Source organism: Micromonospora okii (assembly GCF_020884795.1).
In the GTDB taxonomy this organism is placed as follows: domain Bacteria; phylum Actinomycetota; class Actinomycetes; order Mycobacteriales; family Micromonosporaceae; genus Micromonospora; species Micromonospora okii.
This window is the reverse complement of the sequence record NZ_BBZF01000020.1, coordinates 40,812-66,711: the sequence shown is the minus strand read 5'-3', so window position 1 is coordinate 66,711 and position 25,900 is coordinate 40,812. Positions and strand designations below refer to the sequence as shown.

At 74.8% G+C, this 25,900-nt stretch carries 19 protein-coding genes and 1 pseudogene; 14 read left to right on the top strand and 6 right to left on the bottom strand.

Annotated elements, in window-relative coordinates; translation table 11 throughout:
- Window positions 1-29: 29 nt before the first annotated feature.
- The 3 genes from LPU43_RS18860 to LPU43_RS18850 form a co-directional block, all read right to left on the bottom strand.
- Window positions 30-842, bottom strand: a complete 813-nt coding sequence (locus tag LPU43_RS18860) for an ABC transporter ATP-binding protein (protein ID WP_229401784.1) — start codon at window positions 840-842, stop codon at window positions 30-32.
- 95 nt (window positions 843-937) lie between these two features.
- A complete protein-coding gene (locus tag LPU43_RS18855) occupies window positions 938-1,939 on the bottom strand; it encodes a FecCD family ABC transporter permease (RefSeq protein WP_229402007.1) in 1,002 nt (333 codons plus the stop codon).
- 20 nt (window positions 1,940-1,959) lie between these two features.
- Window positions 1,960-3,069: a FecCD family ABC transporter permease gene (locus LPU43_RS18850; protein ID WP_373321750.1), complete on the bottom strand. Its 1,110-nt coding sequence runs from the start codon at window positions 3,067-3,069 to the stop codon at window positions 1,960-1,962.
- Between the two features lie 66 nt (window positions 3,070-3,135).
- On the opposite strand from LPU43_RS18850, the gene LPU43_RS18845 reads away from it, so the two are divergent.
- The 5 genes from LPU43_RS18845 to LPU43_RS18820 all read left to right on the top strand — a co-directional run bounded on the left by LPU43_RS18845 (window position 3,136) and on the right by LPU43_RS18820 (window position 10,368).
- Window positions 3,136-4,164 carry an ABC transporter substrate-binding protein gene (locus LPU43_RS18845; RefSeq protein ID WP_229401783.1) on the top strand — a complete coding sequence of 343 codons (1,029 nt, stop codon included), beginning with the start codon at window positions 3,136-3,138 and terminating at the stop codon, window positions 4,162-4,164.
- 5 nt (window positions 4,165-4,169) lie between these two features.
- On the top strand, window positions 4,170-5,027 hold the full coding sequence (locus tag LPU43_RS18840; protein WP_229401782.1) for a siderophore-interacting protein: 858 nt from the start codon (window positions 4,170-4,172) through the stop codon (window positions 5,025-5,027).
- Between the two features lie 89 nt (window positions 5,028-5,116).
- Window positions 5,117-6,649 (top strand): pyridoxal phosphate-dependent decarboxylase family protein, encoded by a 1,533-nt coding sequence (locus tag LPU43_RS18835; protein WP_229401781.1) that lies wholly within the window; start codon window positions 5,117-5,119, stop codon window positions 6,647-6,649.
- A 48-nt stretch (window positions 6,650-6,697) separates the two neighbouring features.
- Window positions 6,698-7,996, top strand: coding sequence for a lysine N(6)-hydroxylase/L-ornithine N(5)-oxygenase family protein (locus LPU43_RS18830; RefSeq protein ID WP_229401780.1), 1,299 nt, complete (start codon window positions 6,698-6,700; stop codon window positions 7,994-7,996).
- The gene (locus LPU43_RS18820) at window positions 7,993-10,368 is read left to right on the top strand and encodes a GNAT family N-acetyltransferase (protein ID WP_306416152.1); all 2,376 of its coding nucleotides are present in this window, start codon (window positions 7,993-7,995) and stop codon (window positions 10,366-10,368) included. Before LPU43_RS18830 ends, LPU43_RS18820 begins: the two co-directional genes overlap by 4 nt.
- Window positions 10,369-10,431: 63 nt before the next feature.
- Here LPU43_RS18820 and LPU43_RS18815 read toward each other — a convergent pair.
- Window positions 10,432-10,653 (bottom strand): annotated as a pseudogene (locus LPU43_RS18815) (RidA family protein); the annotation flags it as partial.
- Window positions 10,654-10,689: 36 nt separating this feature from the next.
- Between LPU43_RS18815 and LPU43_RS18810 the strand changes: the two are divergent.
- The 9 genes from LPU43_RS18810 (at window position 10,690) to LPU43_RS18770 (ending at window position 22,304) form a co-directional block, all read left to right on the top strand.
- Window positions 10,690-11,313, top strand: a complete 624-nt coding sequence (locus LPU43_RS18810; RefSeq protein ID WP_229401779.1) for a TetR/AcrR family transcriptional regulator — start codon at window positions 10,690-10,692, stop codon at window positions 11,311-11,313.
- Between the two features lie 757 nt (window positions 11,314-12,070).
- Window positions 12,071-12,841 (top strand): lytic polysaccharide monooxygenase, encoded by a 771-nt coding sequence (locus LPU43_RS18805; RefSeq protein ID WP_229401778.1) that lies wholly within the window; start codon window positions 12,071-12,073, stop codon window positions 12,839-12,841.
- 59 nt (window positions 12,842-12,900) lie between these two features.
- Window positions 12,901-13,584 carry a DUF305 domain-containing protein gene (locus LPU43_RS18800; RefSeq protein ID WP_229401777.1) on the top strand — a complete coding sequence of 228 codons (684 nt, stop codon included), beginning with the start codon at window positions 12,901-12,903 and terminating at the stop codon, window positions 13,582-13,584.
- Window positions 13,585-13,695: 111 nt separating this feature from the next.
- Window positions 13,696-14,154 carry an ATP-binding protein gene (locus tag LPU43_RS18795; RefSeq protein WP_229401776.1) on the top strand — a complete coding sequence of 153 codons (459 nt, stop codon included), beginning with the start codon at window positions 13,696-13,698 and terminating at the stop codon, window positions 14,152-14,154.
- 117 nt (window positions 14,155-14,271) lie between these two features.
- On the top strand, window positions 14,272-18,849 hold the full coding sequence (locus LPU43_RS18790; protein ID WP_229401775.1) for a HAMP domain-containing protein: 4,578 nt from the start codon (window positions 14,272-14,274) through the stop codon (window positions 18,847-18,849).
- A 50-nt stretch (window positions 18,850-18,899) separates the two neighbouring features.
- Entirely contained in the window at window positions 18,900-19,340 is a 441-nt protein-coding gene (locus LPU43_RS18785) for a hypothetical protein (protein ID WP_229401774.1), read from the top strand.
- Between the two features lie 146 nt (window positions 19,341-19,486).
- Complete coding sequence (locus LPU43_RS18780) at window positions 19,487-20,800, top strand: hypothetical protein (RefSeq protein ID WP_229401773.1); 1,314 nt, start codon at window positions 19,487-19,489, stop codon at window positions 20,798-20,800.
- 196 nt (window positions 20,801-20,996) lie between these two features.
- Entirely contained in the window at window positions 20,997-21,602 is a 606-nt protein-coding gene (locus LPU43_RS18775; protein WP_229401772.1) for a response regulator transcription factor, read from the top strand.
- Window positions 21,603-21,722: 120 nt separating this feature from the next.
- The gene (locus LPU43_RS18770; RefSeq protein ID WP_229401771.1) at window positions 21,723-22,304 is read left to right on the top strand and encodes a response regulator transcription factor; all 582 of its coding nucleotides are present in this window, start codon (window positions 21,723-21,725) and stop codon (window positions 22,302-22,304) included.
- Between the two features lie 21 nt (window positions 22,305-22,325).
- On the opposite strand, the gene LPU43_RS18765 is transcribed toward LPU43_RS18770, so the two are convergent.
- Window positions 22,326-24,095, bottom strand: coding sequence for an ATP-binding cassette domain-containing protein (locus tag LPU43_RS18765; RefSeq protein WP_229401770.1), 1,770 nt, complete (start codon window positions 24,093-24,095; stop codon window positions 22,326-22,328).
- Window positions 24,092-25,813, bottom strand: coding sequence for an ATP-binding cassette domain-containing protein (locus LPU43_RS18760; protein ID WP_229401769.1), 1,722 nt, complete (start codon window positions 25,811-25,813; stop codon window positions 24,092-24,094). Before LPU43_RS18760 ends, LPU43_RS18765 begins: the two co-directional genes overlap by 4 nt.
- Window positions 25,814-25,900: the final 87 nt, after the last annotated feature.

Below are 25,900 nucleotides of genomic sequence, written 5' to 3'. Positions count from 1 at the left end.
CGTACCGGGGGAGCGGTGGTGCGGGCGGGTCAGCGGTGCAGGGCGACCGCCCGGCGCGCGGCGGGGACGACCAGCGGCGCGCCCGTCTCCGGGTCGTCGATCACCCGGCAGGCCAGCCCGAACACCCGCCGCACCAGCTCCTCGGTGACGATCTCCCGGGGTGCCCCGGCGGCCACCACCTTCCCGTCGCGCATGGCGATGAGGTGGCTGGCGTACCGGGCGGCCTGGTTGAGGTCGTGCAGCACCGCGACCAGCGTGCGCCCCTGCTCCTCGTGCAGTTGCGCGCAGAGGTCGAGCACCTCGATCTGGTGGGCGATGTCGAGGAACGTGGTGGGCTCGTCGAGCAGCAGCAGCTCGGTCTGCTGGGCCAGGGCCATGGCGATCCAGACCCGCTGCCGCTGGCCGCCGGAGAGCTCGTCGACGAGCCGGTCGGCGAGGTCGGCCACGCCGGTGGCGGCCATCGACTCGTCGACCACCCGCTCGTCGTCGCGGGACCACTGCCGCAGCAGGCCCTGGTGCGGGTACCGACCCCGGGCCACCAGCTCGGCCACGGTGATGCCGTCCGGCGCGGTCGAGGACTGGGGGAGCAGGCCGAGGGTGCGGGCCACCTTGCGGGCCTGCTGGGCGTGGATGTCCCGGCCGTCGAGCAGCACCGTGCCGGCGGTGGGCTTGAGCATCCGGGCGAGCGCGCGCAGCAGCGTCGACTTGCCGCAGGCGTTGGGCCCGATGACCACGGTGAAGGAGTGGTCGGGGATGGTCACGTCGAGCCGCTCGGCGATGGTCCGCTTGTCGTACGCGAGGGTCAGCCCGTCGCCGCTGAGCCGAGGGGTTCCGGGGCGCATGGGCGGTGCTCCGTTCTCTGTCGGGGGGCGGTGGGCCGGGCGGGTGTTTGGAGGGGGCCCTTCCTCTACCGAATGCGTTAACAAGGTGCCCCTCCTTACAGTCGGCCGGCGCGGCGTTCGGTGGCGAGCAGCCAGATCAGGTAGCCGCCGCCGATCGCGCCGGTGACCACGCCGACGGGGAGCTGGTGGCCGGGGAAGCCGCGCTGGGCGACCAGGTCGGCGGCGACCAGCATCGCCGCGCCCAGCGCCGTGGCGGCGGCCAGGTTCGGGCCCGGCGCGCGGGTGAGCCTGCGGGTCAGGTGCGGGGCGGTGAGCGCCACGAAGTTGACCGGCCCGGCGGCCGACGCGGCGACGGAGACCAGCAGCACCGCCGCGATCAGCAGCACCGTGCGCAGCCGGCGCACCGGCACGCCGAGCGCGGCGGCGGTGTCGTCGCCCAGCTCGGTCATCCGCAGCGCCGGGCCGCAGGCGAAGAGCACCACCGGGGCCAGCACCGCCAGGGTGACGGCCAGGGGGACCGCCTGCGCCCAGCCGCGCCCGTCGAGGCTGCCGGTGAGCCAGAGCACCGCGCGGGCGGCGTCCATGAGCTGCGCGCGGGTCAGCAGCCAGCCGTTGACCCCGGTGAGGATCGCCGCGATGCCGATGCCGGCGAGGATCAGCCGGTGGCCGTGCGCGCCGCGCGCCCACGCCACCGCCCAGAGCAGCAGGCCGGTGGCGAGGCCGCCGACGACCGACGCGCCGGCCAGGGCCAGGGTGCCGCCGCCGGCGACCACCACGACCAGGGCGCCGGTGGCCGCGCCCTGGGTGACGCCGAGGATGTCGGGGCTGCCGAGCGGGTTGCGCACGAGGGCCTGGAAGACCGCGCCGCCCAGGGCGAGGGCGGCCCCGACGAGCATCGCGGTGACCAGTCGGGGCAGCCGCAGCTCGCCGATGATGAAGTTCTCGGCGGTGGTGCCGTTGCCGGCGAGGGTGCGCAGCACGTCGGCGGGGCTCATCGGGTAGTCGCCGCCGCCGATGGAGAGCACGCCCAGCGCGAGGGCGGCCAGGGCGCAGCCGAGCCCCACGAGCAGGGCCCGCGCCCGGAAGCGGACCGACATGTGGCGTACCCGCACGACGGTCACGACCGCACCGCCCGGGTGCGGGTGACCAGGTGCAGGAAGAGCGGGCCGCCGAGCACGGCGGTCATGATGCCGACCTGGAGTTCGCCGGGGCGGCCGAGCACCCGGCCGGCCACGTCGGCGGCGAGCAGCAGCACCGGCGAGAGCAGCGCGCAGGCCGGCAGGAGCCAGCGCATGTCCGGCCCGGTCACGGCGCGGACCAGGTGGGGCACCAGCAGCCCGACGAAGACCAACGGCCCGCAGGCGGCCGTGGCCGCGCCGCAGAGCAGGGTGACGGCCACGATGACGGTCGCCCGGGTCGCGGCGGGGCGGGCGCCGAGCGCCCGCGCCTGGTCGTCGCCGAGCGCGAGGGCGTTGAGCGGCCGGGCCACCGCGAGGGCGATCACCAGCCCGACCGCGACGAACGGCAGCACCCGCACCACCGTGCCCGGCTCGGCGGCGGCCAGCGAGCCGACCGTCCAGAACCGCATCCGTTCCAGCGAGGCCGCGTCGAGCAGCATCGCCGCGCTGACGTACGAGTACAGGGCCGCGTTGAGGGCGGCCCCGGCGAGCGCCAGCCGGGCCGGGGTGGCGGCCCGGCCGCCGCCGACGGCGTAGACGCAGGCGGTGACGGCGGCGGCGCCGGCGAGGGCGAACCAGACGTACCCGCCGACGGTCGTGACTCCGAGGAAGGCCGACGCGGTGGCGACGGCCGCCGACGCGCCGGCGTTGATGCCGAGCAGCCCGGGGTCGGCGAGGGGGTTGCGGGTGACGGCCTGCATGATCGCGCCGGCCACGCCGAGCGCCGCGCCGGCGAGCAGGCCCAGCAGGGTGCGGGGCAGCCGCATCTCCCGCACCACCGCGTGCGCGGGGGAGTCGGGGTCCACCAGCCCGCCCCACGCCTCGGCGAGGGTGAGCTGCTTCGCCCCGACGGCGAGGCTGACCGCGCACACGGTCACGAGCAGCAGGGCCGCGACCAGGAGGCCGGCCAGGCGGGCCGCCGGGCGGCCGCGCCGGGCCGGCGGGGCTGGGGGAGTCGCCGCCGCGGCCTTGGCGCTCGGCGACGATTCGATCACTGTCAGTGGAAGCTCCTTTGTGGTGTGACGCGGGTCCGCTTCTGTTGACAACAACTTAGGTTAGGGTAACTTAACCTCGCTCGTGGTCATCGAACCACCCCGGACCGGAAAGAAGCCGTCATGCCCGTACCCGTGTCCCGTCCGCGCCTGACCCGCCGCGGTCTGCTCTCCGCCGGCGGCGCCCTCGCCCTCGGCGCCCTGCTCGGCGGTTGCGGCGGCAAGGACGACACCTCCTCACCGTCCGGAGGCGGCGGTCCCTGGTCGTTCACAGACGACCGTCCGGAGAAGATCACGCGGGACGCCACCCCGGCGCGCGTCGTCGCCTTCACCGGCGTGGCCGCCGCGCTGGTCGACTTCGGACTCGACAAGCAGATCGTCGGCGTGTTCGGCGAGACCACCCGCTCCGACGGCTCGAAGGACCCGCAGGCCGGCGACCTCGACGTGGGCAGGGTGACCGTGCTCGGCAACGTCTGGGGCGAGTTCAGCATCGAGAAGTACGCCGGCCTCAACCCCGACCTGCTGGTCACCCACATGTACGACCCGGGGGCCTTCTGGTACGTGCCCGACGAGAGCCGCGACAAGATCCTGGGCCTGGCCCCCGCCGTGGCCATCAAGACCGCGCGGGTGCCGATCAACCGCCCCATCGAGCGGTACGCCGAGCTGGCCGCCGCCCTCGGGGCCGACCTCAACGCCAAGAAGGTTGTCGACGCCAAGGCCCGATTCGAGGCCGCCGCCGACAGCGTCCGGCAGGCCGTCAAGGCCAACCCCGGCATCAAGGTCCTCGCCGCCTCCGGCAGCCCCGACCTGTTCTACGCCTCCAACCCGAAGGTCTCCAGCGACCTGATGTACTTCGCCGAGCTGGGCGTCGACATCGTGGTGCCGACCAAGTTGGAGAAGGGCGACTACTTCGAGGCACTGAGCTGGGAGAACGCCGGCAAGTACCCGGCGGACCTGATCCTGCTGGACAACCGGGGCACCTCCCTGCAACCGGCCGACCTGGCCAAGAAGCCCACCTGGGCGCAGCTACCCGCCGTGCGGGCCAACCAGATCACCGCCTGGGACTCCGTGCCGCGCCTGTCGTACGCCGGGGTCGCACCGCTGCTGGAGAACCTCGCCAAGGCCATCAGCGCCGCGAAGAAAGTGAGCTGACCGCCATGCCGAGCGCCACCCTCGACACCGTCGCCACCCAGTTCCGGTTCTACGAGGCGCAGGTCGTCCGCACCCGCCGGCTCGGGCCGACCCTGGTCCGGGTGACCCTCGGCGGCCCACAGCTCACCACCTTCGCCGGCGGCGGCCGGGACCAGAGCGCCACCCTCTTCCTGCCCGCCGCCGGACAGCCCGCCCCCGTGGTGCCGATCGACGCCGGCGACGACTGGTTCGCCCGCTGGCGGGCCGTCGACCCCGCCGTCCGCGCCGTGATGCGCTCGTACACGATCCGCGCCCAGCGGCCCGAGCGCGGCGAGGTGGACATCGACTTCGTCCGCCACGGCGACACCGGCCCGGCCTCCCGGTGGGCCGGCCGGGCCCGCCCCGGCGACCCGGTGGTGCTGCTCGGCCCGGCCGTGCCCGACAACCGCGCGGTCTGCTTCCGCCCGCCCGCCGACGCCGCCTGGTCCCTGATCGCCGCCGACGAGAGCGCCCTGCCCGCCGTCGGGGCCATCCTGGACTGGCTGCCCGCCGGCGTCCGGGTCCGGGCGTGGATCGAGGTGCCCCACGTGGCCGACATCCAGGAGCTGCGCACCCCGCCCGGGGTGGAGGTCTCCTGGCTGGTCCGGGGCGCCACCCCGCCCGGCTCCGGGCTGCTGCGCGACACCCTCCGCGCGGCCCGGCTCCCCGCCGACATCCCGTACGCCTGGATCGCCGGCGAGTCCGCGACCGTGCGCGGCCTGCGCCGCCACCTGGTCTCCGAGCGCGGCGTCGACCGCCGCCGGGTCACCTTCGCGGGCTACTGGCGGCGCGGCGCCTCCGAGGACCACCTGCGCGGCGAGTCCCCCGCCGCCGCGGCGGCCTGACCCTGACCCCGGCAACACCCCGTCCGGCGTCGGCCGTCGCGCTGACGCGCCGCCGGCCCCGGACTCCCACCGACCGACGAGGAAACCGTATGAGCATCTCGGGTCGCACCGCTGCCTACGATCCCCCCGCCACCGGCCGCCAGCCGAACCCCCGCACCCACCTGCTGAGCCGGGACAACACCGATCGGTACCGGCGGGTGGTGGCCGAAGGGCTGGACCGGGTCCGGGCCCGGATCGCCAGCACCGACCGGCCGCTGACGGGCGTCACCCCGGCCGCGCTCGCACCGAGGGTCGCCGCCGTCGACCTGGACCGGCCTCTCGCCGACCCGGCCGCCGCGCTCGACGAGCTGGAGGAGGTGTACCTGCGCGACGCCGTCTACTTCCACCACCCCCGCTACCTGGCCCACCTCAACTGCCCGGTGGTGATCCCCGCGCTGCTCGGCGAGGCCGTGCTCTCCGCCGTCAACTCCTCCCTGGACACCTGGGACCAGAGCGCCGGCGGCACCCTCATCGAGCGCCGCCTGGTCGACTGGACGGCGGAGCGGATCGGCTTCGGCCCCGGCGCTGACGGCGTCTTCACCAGCGGCGGCACCCAGTCCAACCTGCACGCCCTGCTGCTGGCCCGGGAGGAGGCGTGCGCGGCGTCGCCGCTGCCCCGCCGCGAGCTGCTGCCCAAGCTGCGGGTGCTCGCCTCCGCCGCCGGCCACTTCAGCGTGCAGAAGGCCGCCGTCCTACTCGGTCTCGACGCCGACGCGGTGGTCACCGTGGACACCGACGCCGACCGTCGCATGTGCCCCGACGCCCTCGCGGCGGCGCTGGCCCGCTGCGCCCGCGACGGGCTCACCGTGATGGCGGTCGTCGCCACCGCCGGCACCACCGACTTCGGCTCCATCGACCCTCTCGACGCGGTGGCCGACCGGTGCGCCGCCGCCGGGGTACGGCTGCACGTCGACGCGGCGTACGGCTGCGGGCTGCTGGTCTCGCCCACCCGGCGGCACCTGCTCGCCGGCATCGAACGCGCCGACTCGGTGACCGTCGACTACCACAAGTCCTTCTTCCAGCCGGTCTCCTGCTCCGCGCTGATCGTGCGCGACGGCGAGGTGCTGCGGCACGCCACGTACCACGCCGACTACCTCAACCCGGCCCCGCTCGCGGCTGACGAGCGGGTGCCCAACCAGGTCGACAAGAGCCTCCAGACGACCCGCCGCTTCGACGCGCTCAAGCTCTGGCTCACCCTGCGGATGATGGGCCCCGACGCGATCGGGCAGCTCTTCGACGAGGTGGTGGAGACCGCCGGCGCGGCGTGGCGGCTGCTGGCCGGCGACCCCCGCTTCGAGGTGGTCACCCGCTCGGCGCTGAGCACCGTCGTGTTCCGCTACCTGCCCGACGGCCCCGACCGGGCGCTGGCCGACGAGGCCAACCGGTACGCCCGCCGGGCGCTGGCCGCCTCCGGCGAGGCCGTGGTCGCCGGCACCCGGGTCGACGGCCGGCAGTACCTCAAGTTCACCCTGCTCAACCCGGAGACCACCCTGGACGACGTGGCGCACGTCGTCGACCTCCTCGCCGGCCACGCCCATCGGTACGTGCGCGAGCGCACCGCCGCCACCTGCCCGGTCGGCTGAGCCGTGCGCACCGTGCCCACCCCTCGACTCCGCGCAGAAAGCGACCCTATGTCCACCCACGACGTCGTCGCCGTCGGCCTGGGCCCGTACAACCTGGGCCTGGCCTGCCTCACCGAACCCATCGCCGATCTGGACTGCCTCTTCCTGGAGGGCCGCGAGTCCTTCGACTGGCACCCCGGGATGCTGCTCGAATCCGTCCGGTTGCAGACCCCGTTCGTGGCCGACCTGGTCACCCTCGCCGACCCCACCTCGCCGTACTCCTTCCTCAACTGGCTCAAGGAGTCGGGGCGGCTGTACCCCTTCTACATCCGCGAGCGGTTCCACCCGCTGCGCAGCGAGTACAACGCGTACTGCCAGTGGGCGGCGCGGAAGCTGAGCGGCGTGCGCTTCGGCCACCGGGTCACCGCCGTCACCCACGACTCCACCGACGACCTGTTCACCGTCCGCGCCACGGTCACCGCCACCGGGGAGACCGTCACCCACCGGGCCCGGAACCTGGTGCTCGGCACCGGCACCTCGCCGTACGTCCCGGCGGCCTGCGCCGGGCTCGACGGCGACGGCGTCGTGCACTCGTCGGCGTACCTCCAGCACCGGGCGGCGCTGCGGGAGAAGCGCAGCGTCACCGTCGTGGGCTCCGGCCAGAGCGCCGCCGAGATCTACCACGACCTGCTCGCCGACATCGACACGTACGGCTACCGGCTGAACTGGGTCACCCGCTCGCCCCGGTTCTTCCCGCTGGAGTACACCAAGCTGACCCTGGAGATGACCTCCCCGGACTACGTGGACTACTTCCACGCCCTGCCCGAGCCGACCCGCTACCGGCTGGAAGGCGAGCAGAAGGGGCTGTCCAAGGGGATCAACGCGGACCTGATCAACGACATCTACGACCTGCTGTACGCCAAGAGCGTGCACGGGCCGGTGGAGACCCGGCTGCTGACCAACACCGAGGTCACCGACGCGAGCCGCGACCCGGCCACCGGCGCGTACGGCCTCGGGCTGCGCCACGTCGAGCAGGGGACCGCCGGGCGGCTCGACACGGAGGGGCTGGTGCTGGCCACCGGGTACCACTTCGAGGTGCCCTCGTTCCTCGATCCGGTGCGCCACCTGCTGCGCTTCGACTCGCACGGCCGGTTCGACGTGGGCCGCGACTACCGCGTCGACCACGCCGGGCGGGTGTTCCTCCAGAACGGCGGCACCCACACGCACAGCGTCACCTCGCCCGACCTGGGCATGGGCCCGTACCGCAACTCGATCATCATCCGGCAGGTGCTCGGCCGCGAGCACTACCCGGTCGAGGAGCGGATCGCGTTCCAGGAGTTCGGGGTGCCGGCGGAGGTGCGGGCATGACGGAGATCCTCTACACCCGCACCGACCCCCGGCTCGGCGAGTTCGCCCTGCGCGCGCTCGACCCGGCCGCAGACGCCGCGCTGGTGCACTCCTGGGTGACCCACCCGAAGGCGGCGTTCTGGCTGATGGCCGACGCCGACGTGGACCGGGTCGCCGCCGACTACGCCCGCATCGCCGCCAACCCGCACCAGGCCGCGTTCGTCGGGCTGTGGCGGGGCGAGCCGGCCTTCCTCGTCGAGCGGTACGACCCGGCCCAGGTCGAGCTGGCCGGCAGGTATCCGGCCCGCCCCGGCGACGTGGGCATGCACTTCCTCTGCGCGCCGACCGACACCCCGGTCTCCGGCTTCAGCCGGGCCGTCATCACCACCGTGATGGCGTGGCTCTTCGCCGACCCGACCCACCGCCGGGTGGTGGTCGAGCCGGACGCGCGCAACAGCGCGGTGCACGCCCTCAACGCCGCCGTCGGCTTCGTGCCGGCCGGCACGGTGGAGCTGCCCGACAAGACCGGGCTGCTGAGCTTCTGCACCCGCGCCCAGTTCGCCGCCGCCACCGGCGGGGCGGACAGCGACGGCGCGTCGGCCGTCGTGGACCCCGACGACGCCGTCGGCCACCTGACCCCGGAGAACTGGGCGCGGGCCAACCGGCTGCTGGTGCGCAAGGCGCTCGCCGAGTTCTCCCACGAGCGGCTGCTCACCCCCGCGCCCGTCGGCGGCTCGGGGGAGTACGAGGTGACCAGCGACGACGGCACCGTCACCTACCGCTTCGCGGCCCGGCGGCTCGCCCTCGACCACTGGCGGATCGACCCGGACAGCATCACCCGCCGCCGCGACGGGGTCGAGCTGCCTCTGGACGCCCTGGAGCTCTGCGTGGAGCTGCGCGGGGCGCTCGGCCTTACCGACCGGGTGCTGCCGGTCTACCTGGAGGAGATCACCTCCACCCTCGCCGGGTGGGCGTACAAGCTGGACCGGCCGGAGATCGACGCGGCCGAGCTGGCGCGGGCGGACTTCCAGACCGTCGAGACCCGGATGACCGAGGGGCACCCCGGCTTCGTCGCCAACAACGGCCGCATCGGCCTCGGCATCGACGAATACCACCGGTACGCCCCGGAGGTCGCCCGCCCGGTGCGGCTGTTCTGGGTGGCGGGTCACCGCGACCACACCACGTTCACCTGCTGCACCGACACCGACGTCGACGCGCTCTACCGGGAGGAACTGGGCGAGGAGGTGCTCGCCGGGTTCGCCGCCACGCTGACCGGGCTCGGCCTCGACCCGGCCGACTACCTCTACCTGCCCGTGCACCCGTGGCAGTGGTGGAACCGGCTCGCCGTCACGTTCGCCGCCGACGTGGCCGAGCGGCGGCTGGTCTTCCTCGGCGCGGGCCCCGACGAGTACCTGGCCCAGCAGTCCCTGCGCACCTTCTTCAACGTCAGCCACCCCCGGCGGCACTACGTCAAGACCGCCCTCGCCGTGCTGAACATGGGCTTCATCCGGGGGCTGTCGGCGGCGTACATGGAGGCCACCCCGGCCATCAACGACTGGCTCGCCGACCTCATCGACCGCGACGAGGTGCTCAAGGCCACCGGGCTGACGATCATCCGGGAGCGGGCGGCGATCGGGTACCGCAACCGCCGCTTCGAGGCGGCCACCGACCGGTACTCCCCGTACCGGAAGATGCTGGCGGCGCTGTGGCGGGAGAGCCCGGTGCCGGGCCTGGAGCCGGGGCGCCGGCTGGCCACGATGGCGTCGCTGCTGCACGTCGACTCGGCCGGCGCGTCGTTCGCCGCCGCGCTGGTCGCCGAGTCGGGGCTGGCGGCGGGGGAGTGGCTGCGCCGCTACCTCGACGCGTACCTCGTCCCGCTGCTGCACTGCCTCTACGCCTACGACCTGGCGTTCATGCCGCACGGCGAGAACGTCATCCTGGTGCTGCGCGACGGCGCGGTGGAGCGGGCGATCTTCAAGGACATCGCCGAGGAGATCGTGGTGATGGACCCCGACGCCGACCTGCCCGAGGCGGTGCACCGGGTCCGGGCGAACATTCCCGAGGACGAGAAGATCCTGTCGATCTTCACGGACGTCTTCTCCTGCTACCTGCGCCACCTCAACGTGGTCTTCACCGACGCGGGGCTGCTCACCGAGGAGGAGTTCTGGCGCACGGTCGCCGACTGCGCGTCCGACTACGCCGAGCGGGTGCCGCACCTGGCCGAGCGGCTGCGCCGGCACGACCTGTTCGTCCCGGAGTTCGCGCACTCCTGCCTCAACCGGCTCCAGTTGCGGGACAACCAGCAGATGGTGGACCTGTCCGACCCGTCGGCGGCGTTGCAGTTCGCCGGCACCCTGGTCAACCCGATCGCGCCGTACGCCCGGCGCTCCTGACGGCCGCTCCCGGGGCCCGGCCGTTCCCAAGGTTCGGGGCCGGGCCCCGGGAGCGCCGCTCGCTCAGTCCAGGACCGCGGTGGCCTCGACCTCGCACAGCAGGTCGGGGCCGGCGAGCGCGCTGACACCGATCCCCGTCAGCGGAGGGGCCGGGGTGACGCCCAGCGTCGCGCAGGCCCGGGCGATCCCCTCGACCAGCGGCCCCATCTTGTCGGGGGTGAAGTCGACGACGTAGACGGTCAGCTTGGCCACGTCGGCGAAGGAGCCGTCGACCGAGGCCAGGGCGAAACATAGCACAGCTATGTTATATATTCTGGGGCCGTGGCTAGGACGAAGGACCCGACGGTGTGGACCCTGCTCATCGAGCGGGCCGCCCACATGCTGCGCACGCGCGAGCCCATCACGCTGCGCGCGCTGGTGGCCGGGACCGGAGTGTCGACGATGGCCGTCTACACGTACTTCGGCGGCATGGACGGCATGTGGAAGGCCCTGCGGCAGGAGGGCTTCACCCGCCTGGGCGCCCGGCTCGCGCGGGTGCCGGTCTCCGACGACCCGGTGCGGGACCTCACCGCCCTGGTCGCCGCCTACCTGCGCAACGCCCTGGAGCACCCCGACCTGTACCGGGTCATGTTCGACGCGACCTTCGACCTGGAGGACGCCCAGGCCGCCGACAGCACCCTGGAGTACCTGGTCCAGGCCGCCGCGCGCGGCCGGGCGGCGGGCCGCTTCCGCCCCGACGTCGTGCCGCTGGAGCTGGCCACCCAGAGCTGGGTGATCGGCCACGGGTTGGTCTCGCTGGTCGCCACCGGCCCCCTGCCGGTCGCCACGCTCGACCACGGCATCCTCCTGCTGGCCGCGCTGTTCGCCAGCGCCGGGGACGACCCCGACCGGTGCCGCCGCTCGGTCGAGCGCGGCTGGGCGCAGCACCCCCCGGGCGCGCGGTGAGCGCCGTTCAGCCGTTCCGACGATCCTTTTCCTGCGAGTCGCGGCGGCTTTAACGCTGCTTTTCTGTGGCGGCCGTCGTCGCGTCTTCCGGACAGCGGGGAGCGGGCCTGGCTCGCATTCGGTGAGGTCATCTTATCTTGCTGTTTGTCCAGTTAGGACGGTCATTGCATCCGGGGTCGGGTGCGTCGACTCGCGGTTCGCGGCTCGTCGTCCCTCGGTGATGGCAGGTGGCGCTGCCGGTGCCCCCGAGTCGTGGGCGCTTCGGGGTGCTGAGCAGGGAGATGACCGCTGCGCCGCCCCGGTGGAGGGGCTTCTGCGGAGGGGTTTGTCACCCTCCGTCTGGAATTGTCGACCGCCGCCCGGGGAGGGGATTCCGCCTCCGCCGACCTGCGCATTTCCTGCCGCGCGAGTGGATGTCGGTCGGGGTCGGGTGCGAAAACGTTCATCCGCCGTCAATGCTTCATTGGTTGCGCGGAACCGAAGACGTGTGCCGTCGGCGCGGAATGGAATGGGACCGCCGTGGGTTCCGTCCGCCCCTGCTCGTGCTGCCGGCGCTGGGTCGGACTTCTGCCGCCGCCGGGGTCGGCGGAAGGGGGTCGGCGGGGCTCATCCTGACCAATGTGTCCGGTTTGGCGTTTTGTGCTTGGGGTATTTACTGTTAACAAAGCTTACTATATGTTCACCACAACCCCACCGAGGGCGTGTAGCAGCAGCTCACCGCTGCGTAACACGCCCGACCTGACCAAGGAGCGCGCACGTGAGTCGAAAGATCGTTCTCCCGCTGGCGTCGGCCGGTGCCGTCGTCGCGTCCCTGGCCATCGCGGCCCCCGTCCAGGCCCATGGCTACGTCTCGGGCCCGCCCAGCCGGCAGGCGCTCTGCGCCCAGGGCCGGGTTTCCAACTGTGGCCAGGTCAAGTACGAGCCGCAGAGCGTCGAGGGCCCGAAGGGGCTGCGGAACTGCCACGCCGGCATCCCCATGTTCGCCGAGCTCAACGACGACAGCCGCAACTGGCCGGCCACCTCGGTCGGCAGCTCGGTCACCTTCACCTGGACCAACACCGCCCGGCACGCCACCAGCAACTGGGAGTACTACATCGGCGGCACCCGGGTCGGCCTGGTCGACGGCGGCGGTCGTCAGCCCGCGGCCACCGTCTCCCACCAGGTGAACCTGGGCGGCTTCAGCGGCCGGCAGAAGCTGCTCGCCATCTGGAACATCTCCGACACGTCGAACGCCTTCTACTCCTGCGTCGACCTCCAGATCGGCGGCGGGAGCGGCAACCCGGGGCCCACCACGTCCCCGACCCGGCCGTCCACCCCGGCGCCGTCCACCCCGGCGCCGTCCACCCCGGCGCCGAGCAACCCGCCCGCGACCACCCCCGCCCCGAGCGGCACCTGGGCGACCGGCCAGTCGTACAAGGCGGGTGACCGGGTCACCTACGGTGGCTCGACCTACCAGTGCACGATGGCGCACACCGCCATCGCCGGCTGGGAGCCGCCGAACGTGCCGGCCCTCTGGACCCGGATCTGACACGCGAAAGGGGTGTGGCCCGGTCACGGGCCACACCCGCCCGCACGAGAGGCCCCGGCATGAGACAGTTCCCCGCGCTCGTCGCGCTCGCCGCGCTCCTGGCGGTCGGCGGCTGCGCCGCGTCCGGCGCCGCGCCCGCCGCCGAGCCCGGCCCGCCCGCCGGGTCGGCCGCCGCGCAACCGCCCAACCCGGCGGACGTGCCGTTCCTCAAGGCGATGGTGGCCCACCACGACCGCACCCGGGTCCTCGCCACCGAGGCGGCGGCCCGCCTCGTCGACCCCAAGCTGCGCACCCTCGTCGCGGCCATCGACGCCACCGAGGCCGACGAGCTGGCCACCATGCGGCGGTGGCTCCGCGCCGTCCCGGCCGACGCTGGTGACCCGCACGCCGGGCATGGCGGGAAGGCCACGGCCTCCGCGGCCTCCGCCGACGAGCACGCTGGGCATGGCGCGAAGGCCACGGCCTCCGCAGGCGCCGCCGACGAGCACGCCGGGCATGGCGCGAAGCCGACGGCCGCCGTGGACGCCGACCTCGAGCGGGTGCGTTCCGCCACCGCCGACCGGTTCGACGCCGTCCTCGTCGACGTGCTCGCCGCCCACCAGCGGCAGGCCGCCGCGCTGGCCCGCGCCCACCTGCCGACGGCGGTCGGCCCCGACGTGCGCGACCTCGCCGACCGCATCGAGCGCTCACGCACCGCCCAGGTGAAGATGCTCTCCGAGCTGCCGGCCGCGTCCACCCCGTGACCCGCCGGGCGAAGCGGCGTGGCGGCCGACGGCCGGCGTCGGACGGCCTCCGTCACCCCCATCAGCCGGCCGACCCGCCCACGGCGCGTGGCGGACGTGTACGGTCCCGCCATGAGCAGCGGTGGGGGTGACGGCGGCGGCACGACAGCCGGCGCGTCCCGTGGGGATACCGGAGTGGCGCTGTTGGCGGAGTCCATCCGCGCCGAGGCGGTGACGGCACTGCGCCACGCCGTCACCGACGCGGCCGGCGGTGCGGGGCTGGCCGGCGACGCCCTGGAGGACTTCGTGCTGGCGGTGCACGAGCTGGTCACCAACGTCGTCCGGCACGGCGGAGGCAGCGGGCGGCTGCGGCTGCGCCGCCACGGCGCCCTGCTGACCTGCGAGATCAGCGACGACGGCCCCGGCCTCGGCGACGTGCGGGTCGCCCTGCCCGCCCCCAACGAGGTGGGCCACCGCGGCCTGTGGCTGGCCCAGCAGCTCACCGACGGCCTGGAGATCCGCGACGACGGCCGGGGCACCACCGCCTGGGTCAGCGCGCGCCTGCCCGCCCCGGCGACCCACCCCCGCTGACCCCGCGCCACGGCTGCCCCTCCGGCCGCTGCGCACCGGCGACGTTCCGTGCATACTTGCGCGGTTCTCTGTCGCCGCCGGACCATCCGTCCGGCTGGGTGGTTCCGGGGGTTTGCGATGGTCGAGCGGTCGGCGGTACGACGTGGTGGCGCGGGCGGCGGGGCCGCGTCCGGCCCTGCCGGGTCGGTCACGGACCCGGGGCTGCGGCAACTGCTCGCCGGGCTGACCGCGGTGCGCGACGGCGACTTCGGCACCCGGCTGCCGCAGGACGCCGACGGCCTGCTCGGCGAGATCGCCACCGTCTTCAACGGCATGGTCGACCAGTTGTCGCTGTTCACCTCCGAGGTGACCCGGGTGGCCCGGGAGGTCGGCACCGAGGGTCAGCTCGGCGGCCAGGCCGAGGTCCCGGGGGTCTCCGGCACCTGGAAGGACCTCACCGACTCCGTCAACGCCATGGCCGGCAACCTCACCGACCAGGTGCGCGACATCGCCGAGGTGGCCACGGCGGTGGCCCGGGGCGACCTGTCGCAGAAGATCACCGTCGACGTCCGGGGCGAGATCCTGGAGCTGAAGATCACCATCAACACGATGGTGGACCAGCTCTCGTCGTTCGCCGACGAGGTGACGCGGGTGGCGCGGGAGGTCGGCAGCGAGGGGCGGCTCGGCGGCCAGGCCGAGGTGCCGGGGGTCGCCGGCACCTGGCGCGACCTCACCGACTCGGTCAACTTCATGGCCGGCAACCTCACCAGCCAGGTGCGCAACATCGCCCAGGTGACGACGGCGGTGGCCCGGGGCGACCTGTCGCAGAAGATCACCGTCGACGCCCGGGGCGAGATCCTGGAGCTCAAGAGCACCATCAACACGATGGTGGACCAGCTCTCGTCGTTCGCCGACGAGGTGACGCGGGTGGCCCGGGAGGTCGGCACCGACGGCCGGCTCGGCGGCCAGGCCCAGGTCAGCGGCGTCGCCGGCACCTGGCGCGACCTCACCGACTCGGTGAACTCGATGGCCGTCAACCTCACCGACCAGGTGCGCAGCATCGCCCAGGTGGCCACGGCGGTGGCCCGGGGCGACCTGTCGCAGAAGATCACCGTCACCGCGCACGGGGAGATCCTGGAGCTGAAGAACACCATCAACACGATGGTGGACCAGCTCTCGTCGTTCGCCGACGAGGTGACCCGGGTGGCCCGGGAGGTCGGCACCGAGGGCCGGCTCGGCGGCCAGGCCGACGTCAAGGGCGTCTCGGGCACCTGGAAGGACCTCACCGAGTCGGTGAACGTCATGGCGGACAACCTCACCGCCCAGGTGCGCAGCATCGCCGAGGTCACCACGGCCGTCGCCAAGGGCGACCTGACCCAGAAGATCCGGGTCGACGCCCGGGGCGAGATCCTCGCCCTGAAGGAGACCATCAACACGATGGTCGACCAGCTCTCCGCGTTCGCCGACGAGGTGACCCGGGTGGCGCGGGAGGTGGGCACGGAGGGTCGGCTCGGCGGGCAGGCCCGGGTGCTCAACGTCGGCGGCACCTGGAAGGACCTCACCGACAACGTCAACGAGATGGCCAACAACCTCACCAACCAGGTGCGCTCCATCGCGCTGGTCGCCACCGCCGTGGCGCAGGGCGACCTGAGCCGCAAGATCACGGTGGAGGCCAAGGGCGAGGTCGCCGTGCTCGCCCAGACCATCAACACGATGGTGGACACGCTCGGCGCGTTCGCCGACGAGGTGACCCGGGTGGCGCGGGAGGTGGGCACGGAGGGTCGGCTCGGCGGGCAGGCCCGGGTGCCCAACGTGGCCGGCACCTGGAAGGACCTCACCGACAACGTCAACTCGATGGCCAACAACCTCACCGGCCAGGTCCGCAACATCGCCCAGGTGACCACCGCCGTCGCGCAGGGCGACCTGACCAAGAAGATCGACGTGGACGCCCGGGGCGAGATCCTGGAGCTGAAGACGACCATCAACACGATGGTGGACCAGCTCTCCTCGTTCGCCGCCGAGGTGACCCGCGTCGCGCGCGAGGTGGGCAGCGAGGGGCGGCTCGGCGGCCAGGCCGAGGTCGAGGGCGTCTCGGGCACCTGGAAGCGGCTCACCGAGAACGTCAACGAGCTGGCCGGCAACCTCACCCGGCAGGTCCGGGCGATCGCCGAGGTGACCAGCGCCGTGGCCACCGGCGACCTCACCCGCTCGATCACCGTGGACGCCTCCGGCGAGGTGGCCGAGCTGAAGGACAACATCAACTCGATGGTGGAGTCGCTGCGCGAGACCACCCGGACCAACCAGGAACAGGACTGGCTCAAGACCAACCTGGCCCGCATCTCCGGGCTGATGCAGGGCCACCGGGACCTGGAGGTCGTCGCCGGCCTGGTGATGGACGAGCTGGCCCCGCTGGTCTCCGCGCAGCTCGGCACGTTCCTGCTGGTCGAGGAGGCCGCCGGCACCCCCACCCTGCGGGTCGTCGGCGGGTACGGTCACCGTGCCTCCGACCGCCGGTACACCCTCGGCGACTCCCTCGTGGGACAGGCCGCGGCGAGCAAGCGGGCGATAGTGGTGGACGCCGTGCCCGCCGGCTACGTCACCGTCTCCTCCAGCCTCGGCGCCGCCGTGCCCCTGCACCTCGTGGTGCTGCCGATCCTCTTCGAGGACCAGGTGCTCGGCGTCATCGAGCTGGCCAGCATGAGCCGGTTCACCGAGGTCCACCGCGACTTCCTCGACCAGCTCATGGAGACCATCGGCGTCAACGTCAACACGATCGTCGCCAACGCCCGCACCGACGTGCTGCTGACCGAGTCGCAGCGGCTCGCCGCCGAGCTGCGGGCCCGCTCCGAGGAGCTCCAGGCCCGCTCCGAGGAACTCCAGCGCTCCAACGCGGAGCTGGAGGACAAGGCGGCGCTGCTGGCCCGGCAGAACCACGACATCGAGACCAAGAACTCCGAGATCGAGCAGGCCCGCCAGGAGTTGGAGGCGCGCGCCCAGCAGCTCGCGCTGGCCTCGAAGTACAAGTCGGAGTTCCTGGCCAACATGAGCCACGAGCTGCGTACCCCGCTGAACTCCCTGCTCATCCTGGCCCAGTTGCTGGCCCAGAACCCGAACCGCAACCTCACCGCCAAGCAGGTCGAGTACGCCACCGTCATCCACTCCGCCGGCACCGACCTGCTCCAGCTCATCAACGACATCCTCGACCTGTCCAAGGTCGAGGCGGGCAAGATGGACGTCAACCCGGAGACGTTCGCGCTCAGCGAGCTGCGCGACTACGTCGACGCGACGTTCCGGCCGCTGACCACCCCGCGCGGCCTGGAGCTGGACATCAGCACCGCCCCGGACGTGCCGGAGCGGCTGCACACCGACGAGCAGCGCCTGCGGCAGGTGCTGCGCAACCTGGTCTCCAACGCGGTCAAGTTCACCGAGCACGGCCGGGTGACGCTGCGCATCGAGCTGGCCCGACCGGACGAGCTGTCGGAGCACTTCACGCCGGGGGAGAAGGTGCTGGCCTTCCGGGTCGTGGACACCGGTATCGGCATCGCCGAGCAGCACCTCACCGCCATCTTCGACGCCTTCCAGCAGGCCGACGGCACCACCAGCCGCCGGTACGGCGGCACCGGGCTGGGCCTGTCGATCAGCCGGGAGATCGCCCACCTGCTCGGCGGCCGGATCACCGCGCGCAGCGTCCTCGGGCGGGGCAGCACCTTCACCCTCTACCTGCCGGCGACGCTGCCCGACCAGGCCGTCGTCGCCCCGGCCCCGTCGTCCGGCTCCGACGCGGGCGCGTCCCTGGCCGCCCTCGTCGCCGACCTGGGCCTGGCCGCCACGCCGGACACGCTCGGGTCGGGGGTGACCGACCAGGCTGCCGGCGAGCGGCGGGTGCTCGTCCTCGAACACCACGACAAGGGGCTGCTGACCATGCTGGTGCACGGCGTCGCGGCCGGGCTGGCCGACGGCCGGTCGCCGGTCGAGGTCGCCACCGCGCTGGACGCCCCCGCCGGGCTGGAGGCCGCGGTCGGCCGCCGGCACCGCTGCCTGGTCGTGCACCTGGACCTGCCCGACGACAGCGCGGCCGTGCTGCTGCGGGCGTTGCACGACGACCCGGCCAACCGGGGCGTGCCGGTGCTCGCGTACCACGCGCGCCCGCTGGCGGCCGGGCAGGAGGCGCTGCTGCGGGCGATGGCCGGCGACCGCCCCCTGGAGGTCCTCGGCAGCCTGGACGACCTGCGTGAGCGGATCACCCTGCACCTGTCGGTGGACGCGACCGAGCGCGTGGTGCCGCTGCCCCGGTCGGCCGTCCCGGAGGCCCCCGCGCCCCGCGTCGGCTTCGCCGGCGGGCTCGGCGGTCGCAAGGTCCTGGTCGTCGACGACGACGCCCGCAACGTCTTCGCCCTGACCAACATCCTGGAGCTGCACGGCCTCGACGTGGTCTACGCGGAGAACGGCCGCAAGGGCATCGAGACCCTGATGCGGCACGACGACATCGACCTCGTGCTGATGGACGTGATGATGCCCGAGATGGACGGGTACGCCGCCACCGCCGCGATCCGCGCCATGCCGCGCTACGCGGACCTGCCGATCATCGCGGTCACCGCGAAGGCGATGCACGGCGACCGGGAGAAGAGCATCACCTCCGGCGCCAGCGACTACGTCACCAAGCCGGTCGACGCCGAGGACCTGCTGAACTGCATCCACCGCTGGCTCGCCGAGTGACACCGGCCGCCCGTCCGGCGGGGACGCCGGACGGGCGGCACAATGGCCGGGTGAGCGAGCGCCGGGTGACCCTCGACGACCTGGGGGCGTGGCTGGTCAAGGGCAACGCCGACCGGGTCGACCTGGCCGCCCGGTTCCGGCGCGAGCCCCACGTGACGAGCTGGTGCGTGCGGCCCGGCTACCGGGCCCGGCTCATGCGGCCCGGCCAGCCGGTCGTGCTCTGGGCCAGCGGCAGTCGGGGCCGGCTGCCGTACGGGGTCTGGGGCGTGGGCCGGATCACCGCCGCGCCGGTCGTCGACGGCGACGGCGGCTGGTCGGTGCCGCTGGACCTGACCGTCCTCGCCGAGCCGGACCGGGTCCCCCGGCAGCGGCTGCGCGCCGACGCCCGGCTGGCCGGCATCGAGGTGTTCCGTCAGCCGCAGGCGGCCAATCCGTCGTACCTGACGAGGAGCGAGTTCGACGCGCTCCGCGACCACCTCCCGTCGGGCTGACCGGCCGGCCGGATCCCCCCGAACGGCCGGTGTTATCGGCCGGCGCGGAGGGCTGCGGGTGAGTGATCGCATAGCTACCATGTGTCGACATCTTCGCCCGGGAGAGAGGTCGGTCCGTGCGCTGTTCCGCTGTCCGCTCGCCCCTGGTGGCCGCGCCGCGGTGCGCCGGGGCGGGGCGCGACGCGGCCCGGCTCGTGCGGCGGCTCGCGCTGCTCGCGGCGGCGCTGGGCGCCGGGGTGGTCGCGGCCGTCCTGCTCGCCGGCTCGGCCGCCGCGAGTGAGCGGATCCCGCGCGCGGGCCCGGCGGAGGCGGCTCCCGCGCTCCGCGTCGACCGCCCGCTCGCCGTGGTCCTCCCGTCGCACGGCGACGGCGACCTGCGGCGTCCCGCGCCGTCCGACCGGGGGCGCCGGGAGTCAGCCGAGCAGGGGCGTCCCGCGCCGTCCGACCGGGGGCGTCCCGCACTGGGGCGGGTTCTGGGCCGGCTGACCCGGCCGCTGCCGCTGCCCCGACCGGCGGAGCCGGAGGGACCCGCTCCATCCGTACCGGCACCACCCGCGCCCCCGCCGGACGGGCCCGACGAGCCGCACCGGCCCGAGAAGCCTGCCGCTCCCGACGAGCCCGCCGCGCCCGAGAAGCCCGCCGCTCCCGAAGAACCCGCGCCCGAGAAGCCCGCCTCTCCGGAAGAGCCCGCCGGGCCTGGAAAACCCTCCACGCGAGCGCCGTCACCCCCCGAGGCCCCTGAACCCCCCGTCCCGGCGCCCGGCGGGGGAGCGGGGCGCGGGCTGGTCACCGTCCCGGCCTTCCTGCCGGAACCCGTCGGCGCGTCGGCGCACCGCCTGACCGCCACCACCGTGGCCTCCGACCTGGCGCAGCAGGTCGTGCCCTCGGCCCTGGGGCTGGTCGGCGACCTGCTCCCGCCGGCGCTGCCGGCCCTGCCGCGGCTGCCGGCCCTGCCGAATCTGCCGGATCTACCGCTCCTGCCGGATCTGCCGCTCCCGCCCGGCCCGACCGGGCCGTCGCCGCCGGTCGGGCCCGCGCCGACGCCCGGCCCGACGCCCGATCCGCCGGCCGGGCTGCCCGGCCTCCCCGCGCCCGCCGGGGTCTCGTCGTCGACCGCGAGGGCGGCGGGCGCGACCGACGACGTGCGGCCCGGGGCGTTCCGGGCCGGTCGGCCGGACGTCGCCGACGCACACCGCAGCGCACACCGCAACGCGCCCCGCGACGACGGCCGCGACGCCGACCGGGTGCTCGACGGGCTCCCGGCGACGGGCGGCCCGACCCCCCGGCCCGTGCCGTCCCCGGGCGAATGCGCCGGCGACGCCAGCTCCGGCGGCGGGAGCACCTGCGCCGTCGCCGACGCGTTCCGCTGGCCGCCGCACCTGGACGGGCGGGCCCGCACCGCCGTCCCGCCGGTCCCGGTCCGCAGCCGGGCCCCGGCGGTCGCCGCCCGTCCCGGCTGAGTCCCGGCCGGGCCCGTCCCGCGCTCGTCGGCCCCCGCGCCGCCGAACCCGCTCGACGTGGCCACACGGTAGCCCGGCACAGTCCACTATGGACGTTCGTCGGGCCGACCTTGTCCGTTTACGCGCGTACGGAACCCCGGGCCGCCGAAGAGCCGGCGGCCGGGGCGGCGCGCGTACCCGAGATCGGAGATCCGTGGTGATCCACGTCGTCGTGGCCGAGGAGATGGGACTGCTGCGCAGCGCGCTGTGCGCCGCGCTGTCGAACGAGGAGGACATGGAGGTGATCGCCGACGCCGCGGGCGTGGGTGAGCTGTGGGGGGTGCTGCGCCGGGGCTGCCCCGACGTGCTGGTGCTGGAGCTGAGGTCGGAGGTGCCCGAGTCGGCGTGGGTGGTGGCCAAGGTGGTCGCCGAGGCGCCGGAGACGGCCGTGGTGGCGATGAGCCACCGGTGGAGCCCGCCGCTGGTCGAGGCGGCCCTGGCCGCCGGGGCGCGCAGCCTCGTCAGCAAGGACGCCGCGCTGGCCGAGCTGGTCCGCGCGGTACGGGCGACGGCAGGCGGGGAACGGGTGATCGACCCGGCCGCCGCAGTCGCCGTGCTCAGCCCGCCGGTCAACCCGCTGACCCGGCGTGAGTTGGAGGTGCTGCGGGTGGCCGCCGAGGGGGTGCCGCTGAAGGAGATCGCCCGCCGGCTCTTCCTGGCCCACGGCACGGTGCGGAACCACCTGTCCGCGATCCTGCACAAGACGGGCGCCCGTAACCGGATGGAGGCGGTCCGGCTGGCGCAGCGCGACGGTTGGCTGTAACCGCCGGAAATCGCTTTCGCCCTGGTCACCGGCGTCTTTTTCGCTCACCGAGCGGGGTCGGGGAGGCCGTGTTTAGATGTTCACGATCTGTGATACGTCGAGACGCTGGGAGAGGTCCAAGTGATCCGTACCCTGCTGGCCCTGGACGGTGCACTGGTTCGGGGGGCGTTGTCGCTCGTCCTCGCCGCCGAGGACGACATCCACGTGGTGGCGGAGGTCGGCAGCGGCGACGCGGTCGGCCAGGCGGTCCGTGTCGGTCGGCCGGACGTCGCCGTGGTGGATTTCGATCTGATCAGTGATGGTCCGGTGGCGGTGGGCCAGTGCCCGCTGCTCGTGCTCGCCGCGCCGCGCCGGGTGCGGGGGCTGCACGGGGTGTTCGCCCCGGGTCGTACGGTCGGCATCCTGGCCAACGACGTCCCGCCGCAGCGGGTCGTCGACGGCGTCCGGCGGCTCGCCCGCCGCGAGTCGGTGGTCGACGCCGAACTGGTCCTGGCGGCCCTGGCCGCCGACAGCCCGCTGACGGAGCGGGAGACCGAGGTGCTGCGGCTGACCGCCGCCGGGGCCCCGGTCGCGGAGGTCGCCGGGTCGCTGCGGCTGTCCTGCGGCACCGTCCGCAACCACCTCGGGCGGATCGCCCGCAAGACCGGGGCCCGCACCCGGATCGAGGCGGTCCGGGTGGCCCGCGAGTCGGGCTGGATCTGACCCGTCGGCCCGGCGGGGCGTTCAGCCCCGCCGGGCCGACGCCGGGGACGCCGCCGGCTGGTCGTCCCAGTGACCGACCAGCTCCCGGTACGTCGCCGACGTCGCCAGCAGCTCCTCGTGCGTGCCGAGCGCCGGCCGCTCGCCGTCGAGCACCAGCACCCGGCGGGCCCGCAGAGCCGAGCTGATCCGGTGCGCGATCACCACCAGCGTGCCCGGCCGGCGGGCGAAGGCGTCCTCGACCCTCGCCTCCGTCGCCGGGTCGAGGTGGCAGGTCGCCTCGTCGAGGAGCACCAGCGGGGCGGGGGAGAGGTAGGCGCGCACGGCGGCGACGAGCTGCCGCTCGCCGGCGGAGAGGTCTGAGGGTGTCACCGCACCGTCCAGCCCGCCGAGGCGGTCGGCCAGGGGTCGCACGCCCAGGGCGTCGAGGGCGGCGGCCACGGTCGCGTCGTCGGCGTCCGGCCGCAGGTAGCGCAGGTTGTCGCCGAGGGTGCCGGTGAAGACGTACGCCTCCTGCGGCACCAGCACCCTCAGCCGGGCCAGGGCCTCCGGCGCGACGGCGTCGACCGGCGCCCCGCCCAGCAGGACCGCGCCGGCCTGCGGGGCGAGCAGCCCGGACAGCAGCGCGGTCAGGGTGGACTTGCCCGCCCCGCTCGGCCCGACCACGGCGAGGTGCTCGCCGGCCGGCAGGGTCAGGGTCACGTCCTCCAGCACCGGCCGCGCCGCGACGCCGTACCGGAAGGTCAGCCCCCGGGCCCGCACGGCCGGCTCCCCGCCGTCGCCGGGAGCGGGCGCGGCCCCGTCGAGGCCGGTGGGGGCGTCGTCGTCGGGACAGGTCCGCAGGATGCGTTCCAGGGTGACCACGTAACGCAGCCCCCCGCCGCCGATGCCCTGCACCAGCGCGTGCAGGGCCGGCTGGAGGCCGGTGGTGACGTAGACCAGCGCCCCGAGCACCGCGCCGGCGGTCAGCCCCCGGTCTACCAGCCAGGGCGCGGCCACCAGCAGCAGGGCCAGCGGCAGCCAGCCGCCCACGCCGATGCTGAGGCCGCGCACGGCGGCCATCCGGGCCAGGGTCCGCTCGGCGGCGGCCTGGTCGGCCACCCGGCCCTCCACGTCGGCGACGACCCGCCCGGCCGCGCCGCAGGCCCGCACGTCCCGGTGCCCGGAGAGCGCGCCGGCGGCGGCCCGGCCCAGCTCCTCACCGGCGCGCACGTACCGGCGCTGCTGCCCGACCATCGCCGGGAGCGCGGCGAGGAACACGCCCACCCCGACGACCAGCGGCGCGGCGACCAGGGCCGCCACCACCGGATCGAGGGCGAGGAGGCCGAGCAGCGCCGCGACGGCGGCGAAGAGGAACCCCCGGCTCACCATCAGCAGGCCGGCGAAGGTGTCCCGGACCAGCTCCACCTGGTGGGTCAGCCGGGCTGCGGCGGCGCTGTCCGGGCGGCCCCCGGCCCGGGTGGCCTCCCGCAGGGCCGCCCGGACCACCCGGGCGGCGAGGTCGTCGCGGAACGGCTCGACCACCGCGCCGAGGCTGCGGTACGTGCGGCCGGTCGCCACCGCGCCGACGAGCACCGCCGTGGCCAGCGCGGCCAGCCAGCCCAGGCCCGCGCCGAAGCGGCCGGCGAGGAAGCCCCCGTCGACGGCCCGCGCCACCAGCGCCCCGGACAGCAGCGCCGGCAGCGACTCGACCGCCGACCAGCCGGCGAGCCGCGCCACGGCCCGCCGCCGGGCGCGCAGCGCCGCCCAGGTGGCCCGCCCCACCCCGGGGGCCGTGCGCTCGGACCGGCTCATGCGGCCTCCCCGTCGGCGCGGAACACCGCCCGGTAGGCGGGGTCGGCCCAGAGCCGGGCGTGCGGGGCCAGGGCGCGTAGCCGGCCGCCGTCCAGCCAGGCGACCAGGTCGGCCGCCGCCGCCGTGGCGACCCGGTGGGTGACCACCAGCCGGGTACGCTCGCCCGGCCGCCCCGCCACCGCCCGGGAGATCCGGTGCTCGGTGACGGTGTCGAGGCTGGACGTGGCGTCGTCGAGGATCAGCAGCCGGTCGGCCCCGGCGAAGGCGCGGGCCAGCCCGAGGCGCTGGGCCTCGCCGCCGGAGAACGGCGCGTCGGCCAGCGGGGTGCGGAAGCCCTCCGGCAGCCGGTCGACCACGTCGGCGACCGCCGCCGCCTCGGCGGCCCGTCGCACGGCGGGGGTGGCCGGGGAGCCGTCGGCGGGGGGCGCGGCCTGCCCGGCGGGCAGCGCCAGCCCGACCGCGTCGTGCACGGTCGCGCCGACCAGCGCCGGCCGGTCGAAGGCGTACCCGACGGCCCGGCGCAGGGCGTCCGGGCGCAGCCGCGACAGGGGCATCCCGTCCAGGCGCACCTCCCCGGCGTCCGGGTCGTGCAGCCGGCCGGCGACGGCGGCGAGGGTGGACTTGCCGGACCCGGACGGGCCGACCACGGCCACCGTGGCGCCGGCCGGGACGGTCAGGTCGACGCGGTCGAGGACGGGCCGGCCGTCGTCGGCGTACACGCTGACGCCGCGCATCCGCAGCGCCCCGCGCCCCGGCGGCAGCGGCCGGTCCCCGTCGGCGGGCGCGGGCTGGGCCAGCAGTTCGGCGAGCCGGGCGGCCCCGGAGCGGCTGCGCACCAGCCGGTTCAGGGTGGCCAGCACCGCGCCGAGGCCGGCGCCGACGGCCGCGTAGCGGACCGCCGAGACGAGCTGGCCGGGGGTGAGCCAGCCGGCCGTCAGCGCGTACCCGCCGACGGCCACCACGCTCAGTTGCAGCAGCGGCGCCACGGCGGCCGTGCGGGCGCCGGCCCGGGCCAGCAGCTCCCAGCCGCGCCGACCGTGCCCGCCCAGCTCGGGCAGGGCCGCCAGCACCCGCTGCTCCTCCCGCCGGCGGGTGCCGGCGGCGGCGATGGTGCGCGCGCCGGTCAGCGACTCCAGCAGCCGGCCGGCGATCGAGTTGAGGGTGCGCTGGTAGCCGGCGGTGGCCTCCGACGCGTCCGTGACGAAGGCGCGCATCAGGACCGCGAGCAGCGCCAGCCCGGCGAGCAGGGTGACGCCCAGCGCCGGCTCGATCAGGGTGAGCGCGACGACGCTGCCCAGCGGGGGCAGCACGGCGATCGCGCCGAGCACGACGGTGGTGGCGGCCTGCCCGGCGTCGGCGGCCTGCCCGACCAACCGACCCACCAGGTCCCCGACGGGGTACCGGCGGGCGGCCCGCACGTCGAGGGCGAACAGGTGCCGCAGCAGGCTGCCGCGTAGCCGGGCGGTGGCCCGGGCCGCCCCGTACCCGCTGGCGAGGGCGCCGAGGGCGTCGGTGGCGACGAGCACGGCGACCAGGGCGCAGACGGCGACCGGCCACCACCGGCTCCCGCCGGTCAGCGCCGCGTCGACGGCGAGGCCGAGGGCCGCCGGCAGCAGCAGCTCGGCGACGGCGCCCGTCAGCGTGACCACCGCCAGCCCCACCGTCCAGCCGCCCGCGTCGCGGACCGCCCGCCGGAAAAGCCGGTCGGCCGTGCCCATCCGTTCTCCCCTCAGACAGCGGGCGGCCCCGGGTGGACGAGTGTCCACCCGGGGCGCCGAGGACCGACCCGTCAGTGGCAGGTCGTC

Bases quoted from the DNA above. Each gene is read 5' to 3' on its own strand.
- LPU43_RS18820 (WP_306416152.1), top strand. From the start codon at position 7,993: ATGACGGAGATCCTCTACACCCGCACCGACCCCCGGCTCGGCGAGTTC.
- LPU43_RS18845 (WP_229401783.1), top strand. From the start codon at position 3,136: ATGCCCGTACCCGTGTCCCGTCCGCGCCTGACCCGCCGCGGTCTGCTC.
- LPU43_RS18800 (WP_229401777.1), top strand. From the start codon at position 12,901: ATGAGACAGTTCCCCGCGCTCGTCGCGCTCGCCGCGCTCCTGGCGGTC.
- LPU43_RS18835 (WP_229401781.1), top strand. From the start codon at position 5,117: ATGAGCATCTCGGGTCGCACCGCTGCCTACGATCCCCCCGCCACCGGC.
- LPU43_RS18760 (WP_229401769.1), bottom strand. From the start codon at position 25,813: ATGGGCACGGCCGACCGGCTTTTCCGGCGGGCGGTCCGCGACGCGGGC.
- LPU43_RS18860 (WP_229401784.1), bottom strand. From the start codon at position 842: ATGCGCCCCGGAACCCCTCGGCTCAGCGGCGACGGGCTGACCCTCGCG.
- LPU43_RS18790 (WP_229401775.1), top strand. From the start codon at position 14,272: ATGGTCGAGCGGTCGGCGGTACGACGTGGTGGCGCGGGCGGCGGGGCC.
- LPU43_RS18765 (WP_229401770.1), bottom strand. From the start codon at position 24,095: ATGAGCCGGTCCGAGCGCACGGCCCCCGGGGTGGGGCGGGCCACCTGG.
- LPU43_RS18795 (WP_229401776.1), top strand. From the start codon at position 13,696: ATGAGCAGCGGTGGGGGTGACGGCGGCGGCACGACAGCCGGCGCGTCC.
- LPU43_RS18855 (WP_229402007.1), bottom strand. From the start codon at position 1,939: ATGTCGGTCCGCTTCCGGGCGCGGGCCCTGCTCGTGGGGCTCGGCTGC.
- LPU43_RS18830 (WP_229401780.1), top strand. From the start codon at position 6,698: ATGTCCACCCACGACGTCGTCGCCGTCGGCCTGGGCCCGTACAACCTG.
- LPU43_RS18840 (WP_229401782.1), top strand. From the start codon at position 4,170: ATGCCGAGCGCCACCCTCGACACCGTCGCCACCCAGTTCCGGTTCTAC.